General features: G+C 58.8%; 22 protein-coding genes and 1 tRNA gene. 14 read left to right on the top strand and 9 right to left on the bottom strand.

Annotated elements, in window-relative coordinates; translation table 11 throughout:
• Positions 1-168: 168 nt before the first annotated feature.
• The 8 genes from HKK53_RS05875 to HKK53_RS05840 all read left to right on the top strand — a co-directional run bounded on the left by HKK53_RS05875 (position 169) and on the right by HKK53_RS05840 (position 7,965).
• The gene (locus HKK53_RS05875) at positions 169-780 is read left to right on the top strand and encodes a tail assembly protein (RefSeq protein ID WP_169369975.1); all 612 of its coding nucleotides are present in this window, start codon (positions 169-171) and stop codon (positions 778-780) included.
• A gap of 58 nt (positions 781-838) precedes the next feature.
• Positions 839-4,402 (top strand): host specificity protein J, encoded by a 3,564-nt coding sequence (locus HKK53_RS05870; RefSeq protein ID WP_169369974.1) that lies wholly within the window; start codon positions 839-841, stop codon positions 4,400-4,402.
• 3 nt (positions 4,403-4,405) lie between these two features.
• Positions 4,406-4,762 (top strand): hypothetical protein, encoded by a 357-nt coding sequence (locus HKK53_RS05865; RefSeq protein ID WP_169369973.1) that lies wholly within the window; start codon positions 4,406-4,408, stop codon positions 4,760-4,762.
• A complete protein-coding gene (locus HKK53_RS05860) occupies positions 4,759-5,421 on the top strand; it encodes a hypothetical protein (RefSeq protein ID WP_169369972.1) in 663 nt (220 codons plus the stop codon). Before HKK53_RS05865 ends, HKK53_RS05860 begins: the two co-directional genes overlap by 4 nt.
• Before the next feature lie 23 nt (positions 5,422-5,444).
• On the top strand, positions 5,445-6,809 hold the full coding sequence (locus tag HKK53_RS32535; protein ID WP_237150706.1) for a hypothetical protein: 1,365 nt from the start codon (positions 5,445-5,447) through the stop codon (positions 6,807-6,809).
• A 2-nt stretch (positions 6,810-6,811) separates the two neighbouring features.
• Positions 6,812-7,195 (top strand): hypothetical protein, encoded by a 384-nt coding sequence (locus tag HKK53_RS05850; protein ID WP_169369971.1) that lies wholly within the window; start codon positions 6,812-6,814, stop codon positions 7,193-7,195.
• 61 nt (positions 7,196-7,256) lie between these two features.
• Positions 7,257-7,682, top strand: coding sequence for a cell wall hydrolase (locus HKK53_RS05845; protein WP_169369970.1), 426 nt, complete (start codon positions 7,257-7,259; stop codon positions 7,680-7,682).
• Positions 7,683-7,734: 52 nt separating this feature from the next.
• Positions 7,735-7,965, top strand: a complete 231-nt coding sequence (locus HKK53_RS05840; protein WP_169369969.1) for a hypothetical protein — start codon at positions 7,735-7,737, stop codon at positions 7,963-7,965.
• Here HKK53_RS05840 and HKK53_RS05835 read toward each other — a convergent pair.
• The 5 genes from HKK53_RS05835 to HKK53_RS05815 all read right to left on the bottom strand — a co-directional run bounded on the left by HKK53_RS05835 (position 7,962) and on the right by HKK53_RS05815 (position 10,732).
• Complete coding sequence (locus HKK53_RS05835; protein ID WP_169369968.1) at positions 7,962-8,657, bottom strand: SOS response-associated peptidase family protein; 696 nt, start codon at positions 8,655-8,657, stop codon at positions 7,962-7,964. The two genes, HKK53_RS05840 and HKK53_RS05835, sit on opposite strands and share 4 nt — an antisense overlap.
• Before the next feature lie 28 nt (positions 8,658-8,685).
• Entirely contained in the window at positions 8,686-9,030 is a 345-nt protein-coding gene (locus tag HKK53_RS32435; protein ID WP_178117444.1) for a hypothetical protein, read from the bottom strand.
• Positions 9,031-9,322: 292 nt separating this feature from the next.
• Positions 9,323-9,940 carry a hypothetical protein gene (locus HKK53_RS05825; RefSeq protein ID WP_169369967.1) on the bottom strand — a complete coding sequence of 206 codons (618 nt, stop codon included), beginning with the start codon at positions 9,938-9,940 and terminating at the stop codon, positions 9,323-9,325.
• A gap of 278 nt (positions 9,941-10,218) precedes the next feature.
• Entirely contained in the window at positions 10,219-10,428 is a 210-nt protein-coding gene (locus HKK53_RS05820; RefSeq protein ID WP_169369966.1) for a hypothetical protein, read from the bottom strand.
• Positions 10,429-10,644: 216 nt separating this feature from the next.
• A tRNA-Ser gene (locus HKK53_RS05815) sits at positions 10,645-10,732 on the bottom strand.
• A 123-nt stretch (positions 10,733-10,855) separates the two neighbouring features.
• Here HKK53_RS05815 and HKK53_RS05810 point away from each other — a divergent pair.
• Positions 10,856-11,527, top strand: a complete 672-nt coding sequence (locus HKK53_RS05810; protein ID WP_092280745.1) for a Bax inhibitor-1/YccA family protein — start codon at positions 10,856-10,858, stop codon at positions 11,525-11,527.
• A 63-nt stretch (positions 11,528-11,590) separates the two neighbouring features.
• Here HKK53_RS05810 and HKK53_RS05805 read toward each other — a convergent pair whose 3' ends face one another.
• On the bottom strand, positions 11,591-11,917 hold the full coding sequence (locus tag HKK53_RS05805) for a YceK/YidQ family lipoprotein (RefSeq protein ID WP_169369965.1): 327 nt from the start codon (positions 11,915-11,917) through the stop codon (positions 11,591-11,593).
• A gap of 58 nt (positions 11,918-11,975) precedes the next feature.
• Positions 11,976-12,413, bottom strand: a complete 438-nt coding sequence (locus HKK53_RS05800; protein ID WP_169369964.1) for an Lrp/AsnC family transcriptional regulator — start codon at positions 12,411-12,413, stop codon at positions 11,976-11,978.
• Between the two features lie 135 nt (positions 12,414-12,548).
• Here HKK53_RS05800 and HKK53_RS05795 point away from each other — a divergent pair, with 135 nt between their 5' ends.
• Positions 12,549-13,442, top strand: a complete 894-nt coding sequence (locus tag HKK53_RS05795; protein WP_169369963.1) for a DMT family transporter — start codon at positions 12,549-12,551, stop codon at positions 13,440-13,442.
• A 3-nt stretch (positions 13,443-13,445) separates the two neighbouring features.
• On the opposite strand, the gene HKK53_RS05790 is transcribed toward HKK53_RS05795, so the two are convergent.
• Positions 13,446-14,483, bottom strand: coding sequence for an FUSC family protein (locus HKK53_RS05790; RefSeq protein ID WP_178117443.1), 1,038 nt, complete (start codon positions 14,481-14,483; stop codon positions 13,446-13,448).
• 38 nt (positions 14,484-14,521) lie between these two features.
• On the bottom strand, positions 14,522-16,147 hold the full coding sequence (locus HKK53_RS05785) for an NADP-dependent glyceraldehyde-3-phosphate dehydrogenase (RefSeq protein ID WP_169369962.1): 1,626 nt from the start codon (positions 16,145-16,147) through the stop codon (positions 14,522-14,524).
• A 253-nt stretch (positions 16,148-16,400) separates the two neighbouring features.
• Here HKK53_RS05785 and HKK53_RS05780 point away from each other — a divergent pair, with 253 nt between their 5' ends.
• The 4 genes from HKK53_RS05780 to HKK53_RS05765 all read left to right on the top strand — a co-directional run bounded on the left by HKK53_RS05780 (position 16,401) and on the right by HKK53_RS05765 (position 20,572).
• On the top strand, positions 16,401-16,790 hold the full coding sequence (locus HKK53_RS05780; RefSeq protein WP_169369961.1) for a c-type cytochrome: 390 nt from the start codon (positions 16,401-16,403) through the stop codon (positions 16,788-16,790).
• A gap of 17 nt (positions 16,791-16,807) precedes the next feature.
• Complete coding sequence (locus HKK53_RS05775; protein ID WP_442962279.1) at positions 16,808-18,202, top strand: D-arabinono-1,4-lactone oxidase; 1,395 nt, start codon at positions 16,808-16,810, stop codon at positions 18,200-18,202.
• Entirely contained in the window at positions 18,202-19,485 is a 1,284-nt protein-coding gene (locus HKK53_RS05770) for a DSD1 family PLP-dependent enzyme (protein WP_237150704.1), read from the top strand. Before HKK53_RS05775 ends, HKK53_RS05770 begins: the two co-directional genes overlap by 1 nt.
• A gap of 106 nt (positions 19,486-19,591) precedes the next feature.
• Positions 19,592-20,572: a LysR family transcriptional regulator gene (locus HKK53_RS05765; RefSeq protein WP_169369960.1), complete on the top strand. Its 981-nt coding sequence runs from the start codon at positions 19,592-19,594 to the stop codon at positions 20,570-20,572.
• Positions 20,573-20,600 lie beyond the last annotated feature (28 nt).

Genomic DNA, 20,600 nt, shown 5'->3' with positions numbered 1-20,600 from the left:
TGTGGCTCTGGCGGTTGTTGACCAGGCGAGCACCGGCTCCTCCATTCGTGTTTTCCTTCCTATGGATTGGGCGGGAACGAGTGGTTGGAAGGAGGCTGCAAGAACGTGCATTTGAATTAGTGACACTAAACCGCCTCCGGGCGGTTTTTTATTGCCTGGAGAAACGCTGTGTCAAAATTTTCAATTGAGTATCAACCGCTGACCACCATCAAGCTTTATGGAATTCTCAGGCAGTTCGGTCGAGAATTCAAACTGTCTGTTCGGACGCCGGCCGAAGCAATAAAAGCTCTTTGCGTGCAGGTTCCTGGTTTCGAACGCTTTATTTCGAACGCTAAATCCAGAGGGATGGAGTTTGCAGTCTTTCGCGGAACGAAAAACATCGAAGAAAAGGAACTAGGTTACAGCGGTTCTGGAGAAATTAGGATTGCCCCGATCGTGACCGGCAGCAAGCGAGCAGGGGCGTTACAGACGATCATTGGAGCGGTCCTTATCGTTGTGGGCATGGTAGTGAGCGGAGCTTCATTCGGAGCCGCCGCTCCTCTTGGTGCTGCGATGATCTCTGCTGGCATTGGCATGGTAGCCGGCGGCGTGATCCAACTGCTCAGCCCGCAGGCTGGCGGCCTCAAAACGAGCGCCGCCCCCGAGAACACGCCCGGCTACGCCTTCGGCAGCGCCAAGAACACCACAGCATCTGGCAACCCGGTCCCGCTTTGTTACGGAAAGCGCCGAGTGGGCGGGGCCATCATCAGCGCCGCGATCTACGCCGAAGACCAGATGTAGCCAATACCCGAACACCGCAGCCGCCCATGAGGCGGTTTTTTATTGCCTGGAGAAAAGCATGGGCGTAGCACAGCAGCTCGATATTTACGGCGCCAAAGGTGGATCGGACAAGCCAAAGACCCCGACCGAAGCGCCGGACAGCCTGCGCTCGGTGGCCGTGGCCAAGATCCTGATCGCCATGGGGGAAGGCGAGTTTGCTGGCAACCCTACCGCGCAGGACATCTACCTCGACAACACTCCGTTGCAAGATCCCCAGGGCAACATGAACTTCCCGAACGTGAAGTGGGAGTACCGCAACGGCTCTGTCGAGCAGGGCTACATCCAGGGCATCCCGTCGGTAGAGAACGAAACAACTCTGGGCATTGAGCTGCGCAGCGGCACGCCCTGGGTTCGAGCGATCAGCAACACGGAGTTGTCGGCGGTGCGCCTGCGCTTCGCCTGGCCGGCCTTGCAATCGATCGACGCCAGCGGCAACGTGAATGGCTACCGGATCGAGTACAAGGTCGAACTGGCCACAGACGGAGGCGCCTATCAGCAGGTGCTGAGCGAGGCCGTGGACGGCAAGACCACCAGTACTTACGAACGCACCCGGCGTATTGATCTGCCGGCGGCAACCAGCGGATGGCTGATTCGTGTCACCCGGGTCACGCCGAACCAAAACAACAACAAAATCGCTGACACCATGCAGATCGCAGGTTTCACCGAAGTCGTTGACGCGAAACTGCGATACCCGAACACCGCGCTGCTCTATATCGAGTTCTCGGCCGAGCAGTTCCGCAGCATTCCGGCGGTGACGGTCGATACCGAACTGAAAATTATGTCGGTGCCGAGCAACTACGACCCTGTGTCGCGCTCGTACACCGGGATTTGGGACGGCACTTTCAAGCAGGCGTGGACCGATAACCCGACCTGGATGACCTACGACATCACGACTGTCGACCGATTCGGCCTGGGTCGTCGCATCAAACCATGGATGGTCGACAAGTGGGAGCTGTACCGGATTGCCCAGTACTGCGATCAGTCGGTACCGAATGGCAAAGGGGGCATGGAGCCGCGCTTCATCTGCAACCTGAACCTGCAAGGCAAGGCTGATGCCTGGTCGCTGCTGCGCGACATCTCGGCGATCTACCGCGGCATGACCTACTGGGCTCAGGGCCAGGTTTTCTCTCTGTCGGACATGCCGCGGGCTACCGACTTCGACTTCGCCTACACCCGGGCGAACGTCATCGACGGCAAGTTTACCTACTCGAGCGCTTCGGAGCGCACCCGGTACAGCCGCGCTCTGATCAGTTACGACAATCCGGCGAACAACTACGACACCGACGTCACGGCGGTAACCGATGCCAAGCTTCAGCGGCGCTATGGCGACAATCCGCTGGAGATCAGCGCCATTGGCTGCACCCGGGAATCCGAGGCGCAGCGTCGCGGTAAGTGGGCGCTGCTCACGAACTCGAAGGACCGCGCCGTCAGCTTCCGTGTCGGCCTCGACGGCCGCATTCCGCTGCCGGGCTACGTCATTCCCATCGCTGACGAACTGTTGGCAGGCCGGCCAATTGGCGGTCGCATTGCTGCGGTGAATGGCCGCGCTATCACCCTCGACCGAGACACCCAGGCCAAGACCGGCGACCGGCTGATCCTGAATCTGTCGAATGGCAAGTGCGAAGGCCGCACCGTTCAATCGGTAGCGGACCGCGTAGTGACTGTCACGGTTGCGTATTCGGCCGCGCCAGAGCCTGAGCTTGTTTGGGCGCTGGACGCCGACGATCTGGCTGTGCCGCTGTACCGCGTGACCAGCGTGTCGCGCCCGGAGTCAGGCGTATTTGAGATCTCGGCCGTCCAGTACGACCCCAGCAAGTTTGCGCACATCGACACCGGCGCCCGCCTGGAAGAGCGCCCAATCAGCGTGATCCCCATCACCGTCGTTCCGGCGCCGGCCAGCGTGACAGTGTCGTCGAACTCGGTCGTGTCCCAAGGCATTGCTGTCGCCACCATGACCATCACCTGGCCGGCGGTGAACGGCGCGGTCGCTTATGACGTGGAATGGCGCAAGGACAGCGGCAACTGGATCAAGCTGCAGCGCGTCGGCACCACCAGCGTCGACGTGGTCGGGATCTACGCCGGTGCGTACCTGGCTCGCGTCCGTGCCGTGAGCGCCTTCGACATCTCATCGATCTGGCGCGCCTCGATCCTGACGAACCTCAAGGGCAAGGAAGGCCTGCCGCCGGCGGTGTCGTTCCTGACGGCCACGCCGCTGCTGTTCGGCATCTACCTCAAGTGGGGTTTCCCTGCCGGTGCCGAGGACACTCAGCGCACGGAGATCTGGTACGGGCCGTCGACCAGCCTGGAAGCGGCCACAAAGCTGACCGACCTGTCGTATCCGCAAAGCGATTTCTCGATGCTGGGCCTGCGCGGGGGCGTGACCTTTTATTTCTGGGCGCGCCTGGTGGACCGGATCGGCAACATCGGTCCGTGGTATCCGATCGGGCTTGGCGTGCAGGGTCAATCGAGCGCGGACGCAGCGGCAATTCTGGAGATGATCGCCGGCCAGATTGGCGAAACCGAGCTGGGTCAGGACCTGCTGGACGAAATCAATAAAATCCCGGGGCTTCAGGCGCAGATCGATGCCCTTGACGGCCTCAAGACCTACGACCCGGACGCCACCTATGTGGAGTACGACCTTGTCGTGGTCGGCAAGCGGATCTACCAAGCCACTGGCGCGGTGCCGATCAACACACCGCCGCCGAATGCTGCGTACTGGCTGGACGTTGGCCAGACCGTGCAGACGGCAAATGGTCTGGCGCAACAGGTTGCGACCAACACTGCCGACATCACCGAGATCGACGGAGTGGTCACGGCGCAAGCGACTGCGTTTCAGGCTCTGCGGGCGTCCTTCCGTGATGACAACGGGGAGGGTGATCTTGCGGATGCAATGAAGGGGTGGAGCAGTACGGCGGCCATCGCGAGCGAGGAGAAAGTCCGAGCCTCTGAAAACCTCGCCACAGCCCAGAAAGTCACCACGCTGACCTCGGCAGTGGGTGACAACCAGGCGGCCGTCACGGACCTTCGGCAAACCGTGGCCACGGACAAGGAGGCCACTGCCACAGCGATCACTCAAGTGAACGTGAAGGTTGGCGAGAACAGCGCGGCGATTCAGGAAACCTCGACCGCTTACGCGAACACGTCCGGACAGCTGTCTACCATGTGGTCGGTGAAAATGCAGATCACGGCCGACGGCAAGTACGTAGCCGCAGGTATTGGTCTGGGCATCGAGAACACTGGTGCCGGCTTGCAAAGCCAATTTCTGGTGAGTGCGGACCGCTTCGCCATCGTCAACACCATCGCCGGGGGCGCTATCTCGGTGCCGTTTGCGGTGCAGGGCGGTCAGGTCTTCATGAACTCGGCGTTCATTGCTGACGGGACAATCACTAACGCGAAGATCGGCAGCTACATCAGCTCGACAAACTACATCGCCGGCCAGCAGGGCTGGATCCTTAACAAGGATGGAACCTTGGAAATCAACGGCATTGTTCCTGGGCAAGGTCGACTGGTGATCAATTCTCTGAACGTCTCTGTCTACGACGCCAACAATGTGTTGCGTGTTCGTCTCGGCTATCTGGGGTAATCAATGGCTCTATTTGGTCTGCGCGTTTTTGACGGGAGCGGTCAGCTCGCCATGGACACCAACTCGTTTACGTATCAGGTGATCTGGCAGGGCGCTCTAGACTTCAGCGGAATCGTGCCCAGCTACACCCTGAATATTCCCGGTTTCAACCCGGCCAACTGTGTATTCATGATCATCCCGACAAGGGCGCAGGATGTGCAGTCGTCCGAAACTGACGGCAGCGGAAACCAAAAGTCATATCCGTTCGTCACCACTTCGATTGGTCAGGTTGTTGTCAGGAAAAAGAACCCCTCTGCTAGTGCCTCTACGATCGGCTCAACGACTGTCGCCAAGGGCTACGCAATAAGGTACTCAACATGACCTATGGGTTTCAGAGCATCAATGACAATTCATTTGTCCAGATTGATTCCGAGGCGCCGCGACTCTGCCTGCTCGCCAAGGGGGCATATTCGGGCGTGGCGACCGCGTCAGGAGTATTCGCAAGGGCAGTGACAAGCCAGGATCCTCCGCTTGTTTTCATCAGGCCTGATCAGACTGGAGCAATTCAGGTTCCGATATCGGTGTGGTTCACCGGAGGGCCAGGCAACTGGACCGGGTTCGCCATGAATGCATCGAAGGTCAACGAAACATTGAGTGGCCAGTATTTCGTCGCAGCGTGGGCGTCCATGGGCACGGCGGCATACGGGATGCGCTTATGGGATCAAAACAGCACCTTGGTCTATGACAGCGGGGCTCCTGCGGTCCTCGTGACGTTTGCGGCAGGAAACTGGACATACCTTGGAACAGAGCAACTAAGTATTAGTCGCCGGTATTTTTGGGGCATAAACAAAATCCTTGGAGCTGGAGAATATGTTTCTCTTAACCCCTTTACGATGAATTGCCATAACGACGGAACGGGGGGTGGCTGCGCTCTTGGCGTTGATTACGCAAATGGCCGAATCATGATGTACAGCCTCGCATTCACCGCCTGGACCGACCAAGGCCACAGGCCTTTTCTCTGCGCCAAATTGCTGGCCTGACCCTTATTTTCTGGAGATATCCAATGCCCTGGTACAAATCCGGGACGGTTTCTGTCGTCCAAAATTCCAATGCCGTGATCGGTGTCGGTACCGCCTTTATTGCCAATAGCCGGGTCGGTGATGCCTTTCGCGGTCCCGACGGTGGCTGGTACGAAGTCACCAACATCGCCAGCGATACTGCGATGTCGATCGCGCCGAACTACCAGGGTGCAACTAATTCAGCAGGAACTTACGCACTGGCGGCGATGCAGGGTTACGTCAAGGATTCGGCCGATGCACTTCGGACGCTTGTGAATCAGTTCGGTGGTGTGCTGGCAGTCCTTGGAAACACAGCTACAACGGCTGGCGTGCGCGCCGCCCTCAATCTGACCAGCGCGGATGGCTTGCCCGATGGGGCGACAAACAAGTACCTGACGAATGCTCGAGTTCTTGCATCGGTCCTTACCGGGCTCGACGTCTCGGTAACCGGGGCTGTGGTGGCGACCGATGGGATACTGGCTGCCCTGGGGAAGCTTCAGGCGACCAAAGCTGATTTGAGTGGTTCGAACAAAGCGGTGTCAATCGCACAGGGCGGTACCGGTGCGGTAACGGCTGTAGCCGCCCGCGCCGCTCTTGGTGCGTCCGGCGGGAAAAACCTACTCATCAATGCCAGCTATTCCATAAACCAGCGTGGGTATGTGTCCGGAACGGCGACGACGGCGGCGAACCAATACACCTTTGATCGCTGGAGAGTGGTGACCAGCGGGCAGTCGGTGGTTTTCGCCGCCAGCGGCACGGGCAATCAAATCACAGCCCCGGCGGGAGGAGTCGAGCAGGTCATCGAAGGCATCAATATCGAAGCCGGTGTACACACATTGAGTTGGGGCGGAACCGCCACGGCCACTGTGAACGGCACCCCGATTGCGAGCGGCGCGCAAACATCTGCATTAGCCGCGGGGGCAAGCGTCACGGTGAGATTCACGGGGGGCACCGTCAAAGAGTGCCAGCTTGAGTTCGGTTCGGTTGCTACGGGATTTGAAAAGCGGCTTAGAGCCGCAGAGCTATCACTGTGCGCCTGGTACTTCGAAAGGATTACCTGGCCTGCAGCGTACGAAAAAATCGCCATTGGGCAATGCACCAACACCTTTGTGGTGGCAGGGATGGGGTACTTCCAGCATCCAAAAAGAGCCGCCCCAACCATTACGCCCGGCCCATCCAACACCTATTCGGTCCAGACTGCTAATGGGGGTGGTGATACGGCTGCCAACGTGAGTTTTAACCCGTCCTCTCAAAACACCTTCAACTGGGCCGCCACGTCATCCTCAGCATCCCTTATCACGGGCAATGTAACTGCACTTGTTGGTAAAGCCTCTGGCGGCAACTACATCGATGTATCGGCGGAGATTTGAGCATGTACAAGATTCAAAGTTACGGAGTTTTAAGGGTTGAAGACAATGCCGCCATCCCCGGCGACCCCGATAATTATGATTGGAAGGCGTATTTATTGTGGTTGGCCGAAGGCAATACGCCGGCGCCAGAATTCACCGATGATGAGTTGGCTGCCCTGCAGTTAGCTAAGGATATTGAAGCGGCCAGCGCCTGGAGATTTACGGAGCTTCAGTTGACTGCTCGCCAGCTCGAAGCCATCGAAGAAGATGAAGCGGACGAGACTCCAGCTGATCTGTTGCCCGGAACTCGTAAGCAGTGGCTGAAGTATCGCGGTCAAGTCAGCAACTGGAAGGAAGGCACCGAATCATTTCCTGATATTGAGCATCGCCCCGTGCGCCCGTCGTAACAAAACAACTGCACCTGCCGGCCCGCCATCGAGCGGGTATTTTTTTGCCTGGAGAAAAGTGATGCCTGTTACCGAGAAAGACCGCGATGTCCTCGCGCGCACGCTGTGGGGTGAAGCCCGCGGTGAATCGTTGGCTGGGCAGATCGCAGTGGCCTGGGCCATCCGCAACCGCGTGAACGACGGCAAGCTGAAATCGTGGTGGGGCGAGGGGTACGCCGGAGTGTGCCAAGCCCCGTACCAGTTCAGTTGCTGGAACAAGAACGACCCGAACTTCGACTACCTTTCCGGCGCGAGGGCGATCCCGTTCCGCGAGTTGGCCCAGGCACGAATCGCTGCTGACCAGGTGATCGACGGCAAGGTGCCCGATCCTACCGGCGGCGCCACGCACTACTACGCGCTCGCCATGAAGAAGGCGCCGGCCTGGGCGGCGAAGGCCAAGCAGACGCTGCGGCTCGGCGGTCACATTTTCTTCAAGGATGTCCCTTAAAGCGAGCAGGCAGCTATCCTTCAATCCATTCTCCGAATGAAGGGATGGCCGTATGGAAGGTGTGTCGCTGAGCCCAAAGATTGAGCGCGAGGCCGATAAGCTTCTTGCTCAGATCGCACGGGCTGATTCGATGATTGTTGCGGCGAAGGCGGGGGCCCGGGCTGAAGGATTCGTCCTGGGCCTAGAATCGTCCGGAGCTTTGAATGATTCAACCATTGATCAGCTCTATGTCATCTTCGATGTTGCCACTGAAGATCGACTGAAATCGCTGGCTCCTATTTAGAACAAGCTGTCTGGCTCCATTGGCTTTATCAAATCAGGTCTGTGATTGCGGACGTTCCCAATAGCTCGATCCACTTGGAACCATTCGAACGCCTCGGTCGGCTCACCCTGGAGCAGAACCATCTGCTCGGCGCGCTCCTTGGGCGTGGCCGGGTCCAGCCATTCCCGCGCCAGTTCTGGGGAAAGCGTCACCGGGCGGCGGTCGTGGATGTCGACCATGCCGCCGGCGCTGTCGGCAGTGATGATCACGAAGCCGTCGTGCTCGCCTGGCGGGTGCTCCGCGTTGGGGTATTGGCCAATCGCGGCGCACAGGATCGGCGCCCGGTCCTTCCGGCGAATCAGGTAAGGCTGCTTCTTCGGTCCGCCTTCATCCACCCACTCGAACCAGTTGTCGATGGCAATGATTGCCCGATGCGGCCAGATCGCGCGAAAGAAAGGCCCGTGGGCGACTTTCTCCACCCGGGCGTTGATCGGCGCGGCGCGGTCTTTCGCCCAGTGCGGACGCCACCCCCAGCGAACCATGTCGGCCCGTAGAAATTCGCCTTCCTGGTGGAAGAGGGCGAGTTGCGTTGACGGTGCGGCGTTGTAGCGTTCGAAGGGCTGATCGCCGGTGTAGTTGAGCAGGGCATTGGGGATGCTCAGCGCTGCAACAAAGTCGTGAATGCCCCTGTACTGGGAAAGTCGTCCGCACATGGCTAAACCCTCAAGCTGAATACAGAGCTTAGATGATCGTTTTCGAGCCGGGGGTGAGGCCGTCCAGCAAGCCGCGCAGCCGATCAGCTTCCCGTTTGTAGCCTCTCGCTGCGATATCGAGGTCGTACAGTTCCTTTCGGACCTTTGCGAGCTGCCCGGCGCGCTCGCGCAGATTGCTCATTGCTTCATCACGTTGTGCCGAGGCTTCGTCGTACATTTGCACCAGGCCGAATATGGTTTCTCTCGCTGCACGCAGTTGCAGATTCAACTCCTGGACTTCGTTTTCCAGCATCTGTTTGTAGTGGGTGATGGTTTCCAGTTCCGTCGGGCATCCAAGCCAGTCGCTGGTGTCTTCGATGTCGAGAGGGTCCACGGTTATGCCTTAACAATACTGTTCGAATGTACAGTAATTGAGGTTGGCATGATCGAGCGAGAGTGAGGCGACGAGCTGTAGGGTTTTTGGTGTTGTACGGTCGGCAGGGCGCCGGGGAAGGGAAGACTGCTGTAGGAGTATCCAACGCTAAGTTATTGATTCTTATAGGAAGTATAGCGGTTTTTATCCGCTAGAAAATAGCTTGTTTTTCTTTATAAATCAGTAGGTTATGGATGGTTAAAAGTCACCTTGACATGGTGGCGATTATGCCACTCGATTATGGATTGGATTATCACCAGTTTGGAAAGTCCAGGATCAGCGATGGCAACCGTTCTGCTGCGACCAGGGGAGCGAAATCGTCAGCGCGTCCCCACCACTCGTTGATGGGCATAATCGTATTGGCGAAGCTCAAGTAGTAACCCTCTGGTACTGCTTGCCCGATATTGGATTTCGATAAGACCGCTACACCGAGTAGCGCGAAAATCACGCGGTCAGAGAGTTGAACTTTCCCCTTCTCTATACGAATTCGAGTTTTTCCGTCTGTTACCGAGGCATTCGGCCAAAGGTCGAATCCTTCAGGTAATTCATCGCCGTGCCCATGAGCACAACGATGGACGCCATAAATGACGTCTGCTATGTCGGGTAAGCCGCCAGGAGCTTTAGGGCTTTTCACCGTAACTGGCCAACGAGTCTCTTCCAAATTTATGCCGGGAAGACCCATAGGCCCAAAAATAGCGTAGTTGTCTCGGATCATCTTCGTAAAGCGTGCATTGTTTTGCAGGTTGGGGAATACCTTCTTCGCAGTGCCATCTACTGCATTGCAGGCATGGAGCATTGCGAACTCAAACTCGCCAATGGACCAGTCTTCAATTGCTTTTCGAACTGAGTTACCGACACTTGCCATCAGCATTTCTCGCAGAATTTCCTATGAGTTGTGGGAACTCGAGGGAAGAGGTAGACCCACAGCACGATCTGATAGCAGATAGATACATGTCAAGCGCTCAATAAACGGCGAGGTTGCGCAAAACCTCCTCTGGAGGCCGCGTGGTTCCGTTTGCATAAGCGCAAAAAAAGCGGATGTTTTGCCATCCCGAATACAGGGTTTTATTTTTATAAAACAATTGCTTGGGTCGAGACCGTCCCCAGCATAGGTGCTAGGACTCGAGTGTGTTTCTTGATCGATTACCATCACTCTGGCGCCATCAACACCGCCAGCGTCAGCTTAATGAACTCTTCGTTCTTGTCGATGGCGTCCAAGGCGCTGCGCACGTTATCGGCGACATCGGCTGAGCCGCGTGCTTCGACCCAGTTTGTGAGCTCCAGGATGGCCGCCTCAAGGGCGAGCTGGTTCTCGTTGATCTTGTACAGCAGGGAGGGGAGAAGGTCTGAATGTGGCATCGCGAATCCTCGGTTTTTGAGGTCAGCGTAGCAGTGGAAATGTCGTGACACATATAGGAAATTGAAGCCGTCGGCAGGACGCCGGAGGAGGGGGTAAAGCGGAAAGTTTTGTAACGGTTACCAAATAGTTTTGTAACGCCTCCAAAAAACAGAGCGGATCCCCAAACCCCAGAAACGAAAAAGCCCTGACTAATCAGGGCTCTAACGTATTCAAGATGGCGGAGGCGATGGGATTCGAACTCATGGACCTGTTACAGTCGACGGTTTTCAAGACCGTTGCCTTAAACCACTCGGCCACACCTCCGTTTGCGTTGCGGGCGCCATAATACCTGAATGAAACACACTGTCAAACTCTCTGCATGGCTTGTTACAGAGCGTCTGTTATGATCTTTGCGACTGAACGTTTCAAACCAACAGGAGTGTCGCCATGCGCGAACAGGATTACGCAGTTAATAACAGCGTGCAGGCTGAGCAGCTAGAGGTTAGCCGCGTCCTGCGCAACACGTACGGCTTGCTCGCTCTCACCCTCGCATTCAGCGGTGTGATGGCGTTCGTAGCTCAACAGATGCGTGTCGGCTACCCGAACATTTTCGTGGTGCTGATCGGCTTCTACGGCCTTTTCTTCCTTACCAACAAGCTCCGTGACTCGGCCTGGGGCCTGGTGTCGGCCTTTGCGTTGACCGGCTTCATGGGTTTCCTGCTCGGCCCGATCCTCAACCGTTACCTGGGCATGCAGGGCGGGGCTGAAGTGGTCAGTTCCGCTTTCGCGATGACTGCCCTGGTGTTCGGTGGTCTGTCGGCCTATGTGCTGATTACTCGCAAGGACATGAGCTTCCTGGGTGGCTTCATCACCGCCGGGTTCTTTGTGTTGCTGGGCGCGACGCTGGCCAGCATCTTCTTCCAGATCAGCGGTCTGCAACTGGCGATCAGCGCAGGTTTCGTGCTGTTTTCCTCGGTCTGCATTCTGTTCCAGACCAGCGCCATCATTCATGGCGGCGAGCGTAACTACATCATGGCGACCATCAGCCTGTATGTATCGATCTACAACCTGTTCATCAGCTTGTTGCAGATCTTCGGCATCATGAGCCGCGATGATTGATCGCAGCCCTGAGTAATAAAAAACCCGCTTCGGCGGGTTTTTTATTGTCTGCGATTCAGGATACTAGTTGATGATGATGCTGCCATCGGCTTGCTGTCGGTAGATGGTGTAGGGCAGCAGCAATGTGTCCAACGCGCCGGAAAGGACTGCGTCGACCAGTAAAACAAAGGGGACAGAGGTATGTGTCTGCGCATCGATTCCTTTCTCAAGCGGCGCATTCAGATAGCAGAAATCGTACGTCACACCGCTATAAATCCATGGAACAGCGCCGCAGTAACTTTTCCGCTCCTTGAGGCTTTTCACCGCCACGGCATCACCGCGCACCACGGTCTGGACCGTGCCGCAGCCCGCCAGCATCAGTGCTCCCAACAGCAAAATATAAGCTTTCATACAGCCAGTCCTTTAGCCGAAAAACCATCAATCTATCCCATTCAGCCCCAAACAACACTCACGCCATCGGTGGCAACCGGCGCTTGACCGGGGTTTTCTTCACGATCGCGGTGTTGGTTTCAGCGTGGCTGTTAAGGCGGTCGAGCAGGCTGTCCAATTGCTCCATCGAGCGCACATGCAGGCGCGCAATGAAGCAGTCGTCACCGGTGACCTTGTCGCACTCGGTAAATTCGGGAATGGCCTGGATTTGCCGCTCGACTTCCTGCAATTGCCCAGGCAGCGGGCGAACACGCACGATGGCCTGGAGCTGATAGCCAAAGCATTTGGGGTCGATCTCGACGGTGTAGCCTTTGAGCACGCCACGTTCTTCGAGACGGCGCAGACGCTCGGCGACACTGGGCGATGACAACCCGCTGATCTGCGCCAGCGCTTTGAGCGAACGCCGTGAGTCTTCCATCAAGGCGCTGATCAGCACTTGATCAATGTCGTCGGTCATGGCGAAACCTCGATTAGGCAATTAAACAAAACGGCCTCGATAAAAAAGGCAAAAACCGAGTTTAGCCTGATTTTTGCGCTGGAGAAGGCCCTCAGCGGATTGGCATAATTTGCGCTCGAACACAGGAGTTTGATGATGGACAAAACACTACGTCGCGGGTCATTCGAAATGACCGCCGCCATGCTCATATCCGGGACCATTGGCTGGTTTGTGCTGGTGTCGGGCCAGCCGGTGCTGGATGTGGTGTTCTGGCGTTGCGTGTTCGGCGCCGGCACGTTGTTGCTGATTTGCGCCGCATTCGGCTTCCTGCGCCCCGGCATTCTGACCCGCACCACGTTCCTGTTGGCGGTGCTCAGCGGGATGGCGATTGTCGGCAACTGGGTGCTGTTGTTTGCTTCCTATTCCCGCGCATCGATTGCGATTGGGACGGCGGTGTACAACGTTCAACCGTTCATGTTGGTCGGCCTGGCGGCGCTGTTTCTCGGGGAGAAAATTACCCTGCAGAAGCTGTTCTGGCTGGGTGTTTCGTTCCTCGGGATGCTGGCGATTGTCAGCGCCCATGGCGAGCAGGGCGCGGGCGGCAATGATTACTTGATGGGGATTGGCTTGGCGCTCGGCGCGGCGTTCCTTTACGCGATTGCTGCGTTGATCATCAAGCGCCTGACCGGCACGCCACCGCACCTGATCGCCTTGATCCAGGTCTGCACCGGCGTGTTGCTGCTCGCGCCTTTTGCGCACTTTTCGGCATTGCCCCAAGCGCCGAGTGCCTGGGCCAGCCTGGTGACCCTGGGCATCGTGCACACCGGTTTGATGTATGTGTTGCTCTACGGCGCCATCCAGAAACTGCCGACGGCGCTGACCGGCGCACTGTCGTTCATCTACCCGATTGCGGCGATTTTCGTTGACTGGTTTGCATTCGGCCATCGCCTGGAACCACTGCAATGGCTCGGCGTGGCCGCGATCCTGCTGGCTGCCGCGGGTATGCAACAGGGCTGGGGCCTGAAGCTGCGCCGGGCGGCTACGCAGTAAATCTCAGAGGTTCCAGCGCGGCGCGGTCTTGGCCAGGCGCTGGCGCATTTCGCCGACGTTGGCGGCCAACTGCCGGGTCAACAAACGGTAACCATCCAAAGGGCTGTAGACCGGCGCGTCGAGACCGGCGTCCGGCAACTCCACCGGTCGATTCAGCCGCTGTGAGGCGCCGGATTTCAAGGCTCGGGCCATGCCAATCAACTGAACGCGGATCTGCCGATGCTCAGCCTTCAGCGCCGTTTGCAGGTGACCCATGGCCACCGGGTCACTGGCATCCGGACGCGTATTGCCAAGGATTTCCAGGGTGCTGACGCACATCCGCAGGTTACGTTGAATGGCATCCAGTTCAGTCATGGAAATCCGCACTTCCTTGGACACCGACGGCATCAGCGAGCGCAGTTGTACCAGCACCGTATTCAGGCGGCCCATGATCTTCAGGTGTTCATCCGCGGTGACCGGTTGGCCATTGATGATGCGCCCATAAAGGGTCGCGCAATCGCGCAAGGCATCGGCCAGGTTGTAGCGCCAAGAGAACACCGCGTACAGCGGCAGGGCGAAGGAAAATGCCAGGGCCAGGGCGATGCCGATCAGAATGTCGACCCCGCGCCATAACCCGTCGGTGACCGGGTTATCGCCATGCCCGGCGACGATAAACACAGTAATCGCCGACAGCAGCGCCGTGTATCCGCCCTTGCCGATGGCATGATACGAGAAGAACCCGCACACCACCGACATCGCGAAATAGGTCAGCCAGGGCATACCGAGCCAGGCCTGTTGCGCCACCAGCAGTAAGCCGACCCCGGCGCCAATCAAGGTGCCGATCGCACGTTCGGCGGCTTTCTTGCCGATGTTGCCGTGGTGCTGCAAGCCGCCGATCACCACCAGCATGGTCACCGACGCCCACTCGCCGTGGGGCAGGTGGATGCCGGTGGTCAGCAGGATGGTCGCCAGCAATCCCAGCGACACCCGCACCGCGTGGATCACTCGCGCGTTGCGATAGCGCCGATACGGATCCAGCAATGGACGCAGCAATCGACGCATCAGCGGTGGCAGGCGATAGGCGCTCAGATAGCGTCTCCTCAGAAAATGTAATCGGTGGTCAGGAAGCTCGAATCCCGCCCGCGAATGATCTCGCTGATCAGCGCTTTATTGCTGTCCTGGAACTTGGTCGCCACCAGCGTGCGGATCGAAAACACCCGCAGCGCATCATGGACCGACAAAGTGCCTTCGGCGGAGTTCTTGCGACCGTTGAACGGGAAGGTGTCCGGGCCGCGCTGGCACTGGGCGTTGATGTTAATGCGCCCGACCTGATTGGCAAAGGTGTCGACCAGTCGGCCGACCGCCACCGGGTTGGTGCCGAAGATACTCAACTGCTGGCCGAAGTCCGATTCCAGGACGTAATCGATCACCGTGTCCAGATGCCGGTAGGGCACGATCGGCACCACGGGGCCGAACTGTTCTTCCTGATAGACGCGCATCTGCGGGTTCACCGGGAACAGCACCGCCGGGTAGAAGAACGACGCCCGGGCCTGGCCGCCGTTGGGGTTGACCACGGCAGCGCCTTTGCTCACCGCATCCGCCACCAGCGAATGCAGGTAATCGACCTTGCTCGCTTCCGGCAGCGGGGTCAGGGCCACGCCGCTGTCCCACGGCATGCCGGGTTTGAGGGTGGCGAGTCTGGCGTTGAATTTTTCGATGAACGACTCGACCACGTCTTCGTGGACGAAGAGGATTTTCAGCGCGGTGCAGCGCTGGCCATTGAACGACAGCGAGCCGGTCAGCGCTTCACTGACGGCGTTATCCAGATCCACCTCGGGCAGCACGATGCCAGGGTTCTTCGCGTCCAGGCCCAAGGCCGCGCGCAAGCGGTGTGGTTTTGGATGGAGTTTCTTCAGGTCGCTGGCGGCCTTGTTGGTGCCGATAAACGCGAAGATATCAATCTTGCCGCTGGCCATCAGCGCGCTGACGGTTTCGCGGCCGCTGCCGTAGATCACGTTGATCACGCCGGTCGGAAAGCTGTCGCGAAAGGCTTCCAGCAGCGGGCGAATCAACAGCACGCCGAGCTTCGCCGGTTTGAACACCACGGTGTTGCCCATGATCAACGCCGGGATCAGCGTGGTGAAGGTTTCGTTCAGCGGGTAGTTGTAAGGCCCCATGCACAAGGCGACGCCCAGCGGAACGCGGCGGATTTGCCCGAGGGTGTCCTGTTCCAGTTCGAAACGGCTGGAGCGGCGGTCGAGCTCCTTGAGGGCGTTGATGGTGTCGACGATGTAGTCGCAGGTGCGGTCGAACTCTTTTTCCGAGTCCTTGAGGTTTTTGCCGATTTCCCACATCAACAACTTCACCACCGCCTCACGCTGTTGGCGCATGCGCCCGAGGAAGGCCTCGACGTGCTGGATGCGTTCGGCCACGCGCATGGTCGGCCACAGCCCCTGGCCACGGTCGTAGGCACGGACGGCGGCGTCGAGGGCGGTCAGGGCGGTGTCGGCGTCCAGCAGAGGCGTGCTGCCGAGGATCACTTGTTCGTCGCCATTTTCGCCGGTCAGGTACACCGGGCTGCGGACCTGTGCGAGAGGACCGTTCCAGGTGCGCAGTTCGCCGTCGACCAGGTATTCACGCTGCTCGGTCTGGCCGTCGAGGCGGTATTTTTCCGGGATGTCGCTGCTGTCGGGAAACAGATTGCCAAGGATGTGTGCTGTGGTCATGTCGCTACCCCGTCTGGATTCTGTGATGCGCTGATGAATCGTTTTAGCAGACCTGGGCCTTGCTTGTCATGACTCATCTCAGCGTTTGCGCCGCGAGGTCCGCTGGATGGCGGGGCGGGTCATGGCCTCAGATGCCCCCCTTGTTGGCCCCCAATGCCCTCAACCCGGGCGCGCCGGTGCCTTAGTGTTGACCTCGCCTTGATCACAATAAAAAGGTGCCTTGCACTGCGGGGCACCACAAGAGAGGACCGCCATGCGGGCACGTCGATTCACTGAAAAGCCTAGCCGTTGTTTTGCGTTGGTGGGCTGTGTCTTCGCCGCACTGCTCAACGGTTGCGGCGATGAACCGAAAACCCCGACCACCCGCATCGAAGCGGCCAACGCCATGCCCACAGACGCGGCACTGGCCCAGGTCTACGCCAACAGTTGCAAGCTCTGCCACGCCAACCCCGCCGCCGGAGCACCGCTGACCGGCGATCAAAAAGCCTGGGAACCGCGGGTGCTGCAGGGTACCGACACGCTGCTCGATCATGCGATCAACGGCTACAACGGCATGCCGCCGATGGGCTTGTGCATGCAGTGTTCGGAGCAAGAGTTCCTGGCGCTGATTGCCTTTATGTCCGGTCAGTCCATCCCACAATAAGAACGGCAGGTGCACTCATGACGATGGACCTGACTCGACGTCAGTTACTGCAACGGGCGAGCGTCATCGGTGCCTTCACCGCGCTCGGCTCAACCCCGGCGCTGGCCGAGTTCCTGCGTGCACCGCGGCTGATTCCCTGGCGCAACTGGTCCGGCGGCCAGAGTTGCCTGCCGGCAGCGCGTCTGGCGCCAAAAAACCTCGATGAGCTGACCCAGGTGATTCGCCAGGCGCCCAGTAAAGTAAGACCCGTCGGCTCGGCCCATTCCTTCAGTGCGCTGGTGCCCACCGATGGCACGCTGGTGTCCCTGAGCTACTTCACCGGTCTGCTCGATCACGACCCCAACACCTTGCAGGCCGAGTTCGCCGCCGGCACGCCGATGTCACGCATGGGTACACCGCTCAAGGACATCGGCCAGGCCCTGCCCAACATGGCCGACATCGACTACCAGACCCTCGCCGGCGCCATCTCCACCTCGACCCACGGCACCGGCAAAGCCTTTCAGTCCTATTCGGCCCACGTCTGCGGCCTGCAACTGGTGACCGCCAGCGGCGAAGTTGTGGACTGCGACAGTACCCGCCATCCCGAAGTGTTCAGCGCGGCCCGTGTGTCACTTGGCGCTTTGGGCGTGGCCACCAGAATCAGGCTGCAAAACCGCCCGGCGTATCGTTTAAGAGAGCGCCAATGGATCGCCAGGACCGAAGAGTTGCTGGAGGACATCGACAAAAACACCCAGGAAAACCAGCACTGGGAAATGCTCGTGGTCACTCATTCCGACTACGCCTTGTCCATCGCCCTGAACGAAACCACTGACCCGGCCACGCCGCCGATCCCGGCGGATGAGGAGGGCGGCAACGAGTTCGTGACCCTGATCGAGAAGATCGACAAGTACGGCAGCGACTACCCCGACCTACGCCGCACGCTGCTCAACAACCTGCGCCACCTCGCCAGCTTCGATGACCGGGTCGGCGACTCGTTCGACATCTACGCCAACGTGCGCACCGTGCGTTTTAACGAGATGGAATATTCGGTGCCGGCGGAACACGGCCCGGCCTGCTTGCGGGAAATCCTCAAGCTGATTCAGGACAAGGACCTGCGCACCTGGTTTCCCATCGAGTATCGCTATGTGAAGGCTGACGATATTCCGCTAAGCATGTTCGAAGGCCGCGACAGTTGTTCGATCTCGGTCCACCAGCATTACCAGATGGATCATCACAACTTCTTCGCCGCCGTCGAGCCGATCTTCTGGAAATACAACGGCCGGCCGCACTGGGGCAAGTTGCATACCCTGAACGCTAAAAACCTGCAGCCGTTGTACCCGCGTTGGCGGGAATTCATTGAGGTTCGACAGGCGCTGGACCCCAGCGGCAAGTTTCTCAACGCGCACCTGTCGTCGATTCTGGGGGTGAGCTGATGGCCGTCAATCGTCGCAATTTTCTGCTTGGCACCTTGGGCGTGGGCGCCTTGCTGGTGGGTGTGGGCGCCTGGCTACGGCCGGGGGATCGAGGAGGGTCGTACAGCGATTATTTCCGCGCCTTGAACCGTGAACTGAAGGCTCACGGCCCGATGCGTCCGGTGATGCTGATCGATCTGGATCGCCTCGATCACAACATCGACGTGGTAATGAAGTCGGTGCAGCGCGCCGGTAAACATCTGCGACTGGTGGAGAAATCCCTGCCGGCGCCGGGGCTGCTGAGCTATATCGCCCAGCGCGCCGGAACGAAGCGCTTGATGTCGTTTCACCAGCCGTTTCTCAACCATGACGCCGTGCAGTTTCCCGACGCCGACATCCTGTTGGGCAAACCGCTGCCGGTGCGCTCGGCGCAGCTGTTTTATGAAACCCACAAAGGGCCGTTCGACCCGGCCAAGCAGCTGCAATGGTTGCTCGATACTCCCGAACGGCTCCAGCAGTACCTGGCTTTGGCGCAAGGATTGGGCACGCGGTTGCGGGTGAATATCGAACTGGACGTTGGCCTGCACCGTGGCGGCATCAGCGACCTGGGCGTACTCGGGCAAATGCTGACGCTGATCAGCGCCCACCCGCAACACCTGGAATTCGCCGGGTTCATGGGGTACGACCCGTTCGTGGGCATGGGTGTGCCGGGGATTCTCGGTTCGCCCGAGGAGCTGTTTGCCAAGGTGATGCAGATCTACCACCGCTGTGTCGATTTCACCCGTCAGCAGTATCCGGGGCTATGGCATGAAGGGCTGACGCTCAACACTGCCGGCAGTCCGAGTTATCGCCTGCATGAGAAGGAAAGTTTGAGCAGCGAAGTGTCGGTGGGCACGGCGATGCTTAAGCCGACGCACTACGATTTACCGTCGCTGGTGGAGCATGTGCCGGCGGCGTACATCGCCACGCCGGTATTGAAAAGCACCGGGGCGGTGAACATTCCGGCGCTGGATGACAAGTCGAAGTTGTTCTCGTGGTGGGACGCCAATCAGCGCGAGACGTTCTTTATTTACGGCGGCAACTGGATGGCCGAGTTCGAATCGCCCCAAGGCTTGCAGAGCAACAGCGTGTATGGGCGCAGTTCCAATCAGGAAATGGTCAATGGTTCCAGCGCCGTGGGGTTGGCGGTGGAGGATCAGGTGTTCTTGCGTCCGACGCAGACCGAGTCGGTGCTGTTGCAGTTTGGGGATTTGCTGGCGGTTCGCGAGGGAAAAATCGTCGATACCTGGCCGGTGTATGCCTGACTTTCGTTAAAAGATCGCAGCCTGCCCCCCTGACACACAAGTGCAGCAATGTTCAGGCAACAATGGCAAAGGACGCTCGACGAACAAGAACGACAGGGAGTCATCGATGGCATTCATAGAACCCGCAGGGCTTCAAGACACTGACAATTATCGCTGCCGCGAAGTGCAAACCGAATCCTGGCTGGCGCTGGCGGCCGGGATCGAAGCCGAGGTGGCGCAGTACTTCATGGTCAGCGCAAGGTGTGGCTGCTTCATGCAGGCCGCGCGCAGCCTCAACGTCAGGACGACCGTGTTACGCAAGCAACTGGGGCAACTGGAAGCGCAGTTGCAGCGTTCCCTGTTCAACTTCCAGGGCAGCAACCTGACCCTCAGCCGCGAGGGCCTGCAACTGCATGCCCAATTGATCGCGCTGGCCCACGAACGCACATTGCCGCTGGTCGAGCAGCCGCTGATTCGCCTGGCGGTGGCCGAGTCGATCCTGCATGACATCCTTGGCCGCGACCTGATTTCGCTGCTGCGACGTAACGCCAGCGTGCGCCTGGACATCATTTCTCTGGACAGCGAACTCGCCTTGCAAGCCGTCAGCGCCGACGTGGTGCTGTGGCTGGGAGCCGTTGATTCACCGTTGCCCGGGCCGACGTTTGCGACCGATGAGCCGCAACACCTGGCGCGACTGGACTATTTTCCGCACATTGCCAAACGCTATTCACGGGTGACGTCGCGGCCAGACAGCCTCGACGATCTGGCGGATTTCATGTTGGTGCACTGGCAGCATGACCGGCAGATCGACAGCTTTGCACCTTGGAACCAGCTGGTGGAGCAACGCCTGGCCGGGGTCGTGCAATTGCAATCCTACGAACTGATGCTGGAGATGATCCGATGCAGCGCGTGCATTGGCTTGCTGCCCGGCTACATCAGCCGTTTCGACCGCGCCCTGATTGCCTTGCCAGGCTTGTTCAGCGAACCGATGCAGCGACATGCCTGGCTGGCGGTCAATGCCGATTCCCGGCAACAGACCGAGGTGCAGGAACTTGCGCAGCTGATCCGCAACACCTTCCATGAGCGGCGGGACTGGTTCGAGCCTTAATGGCCAACGCTGGAGGAGGTCGCTGCCA

Source organism: Pseudomonas sp. ADAK7, assembly GCF_012935675.1.
Classification (GTDB): Bacteria; Pseudomonadota; Gammaproteobacteria; order Pseudomonadales; family Pseudomonadaceae; genus Aquipseudomonas.
Note: the sequence above shows the minus strand (reverse complement) of the source record. Positions and strands in the feature narration are given on the sequence as shown.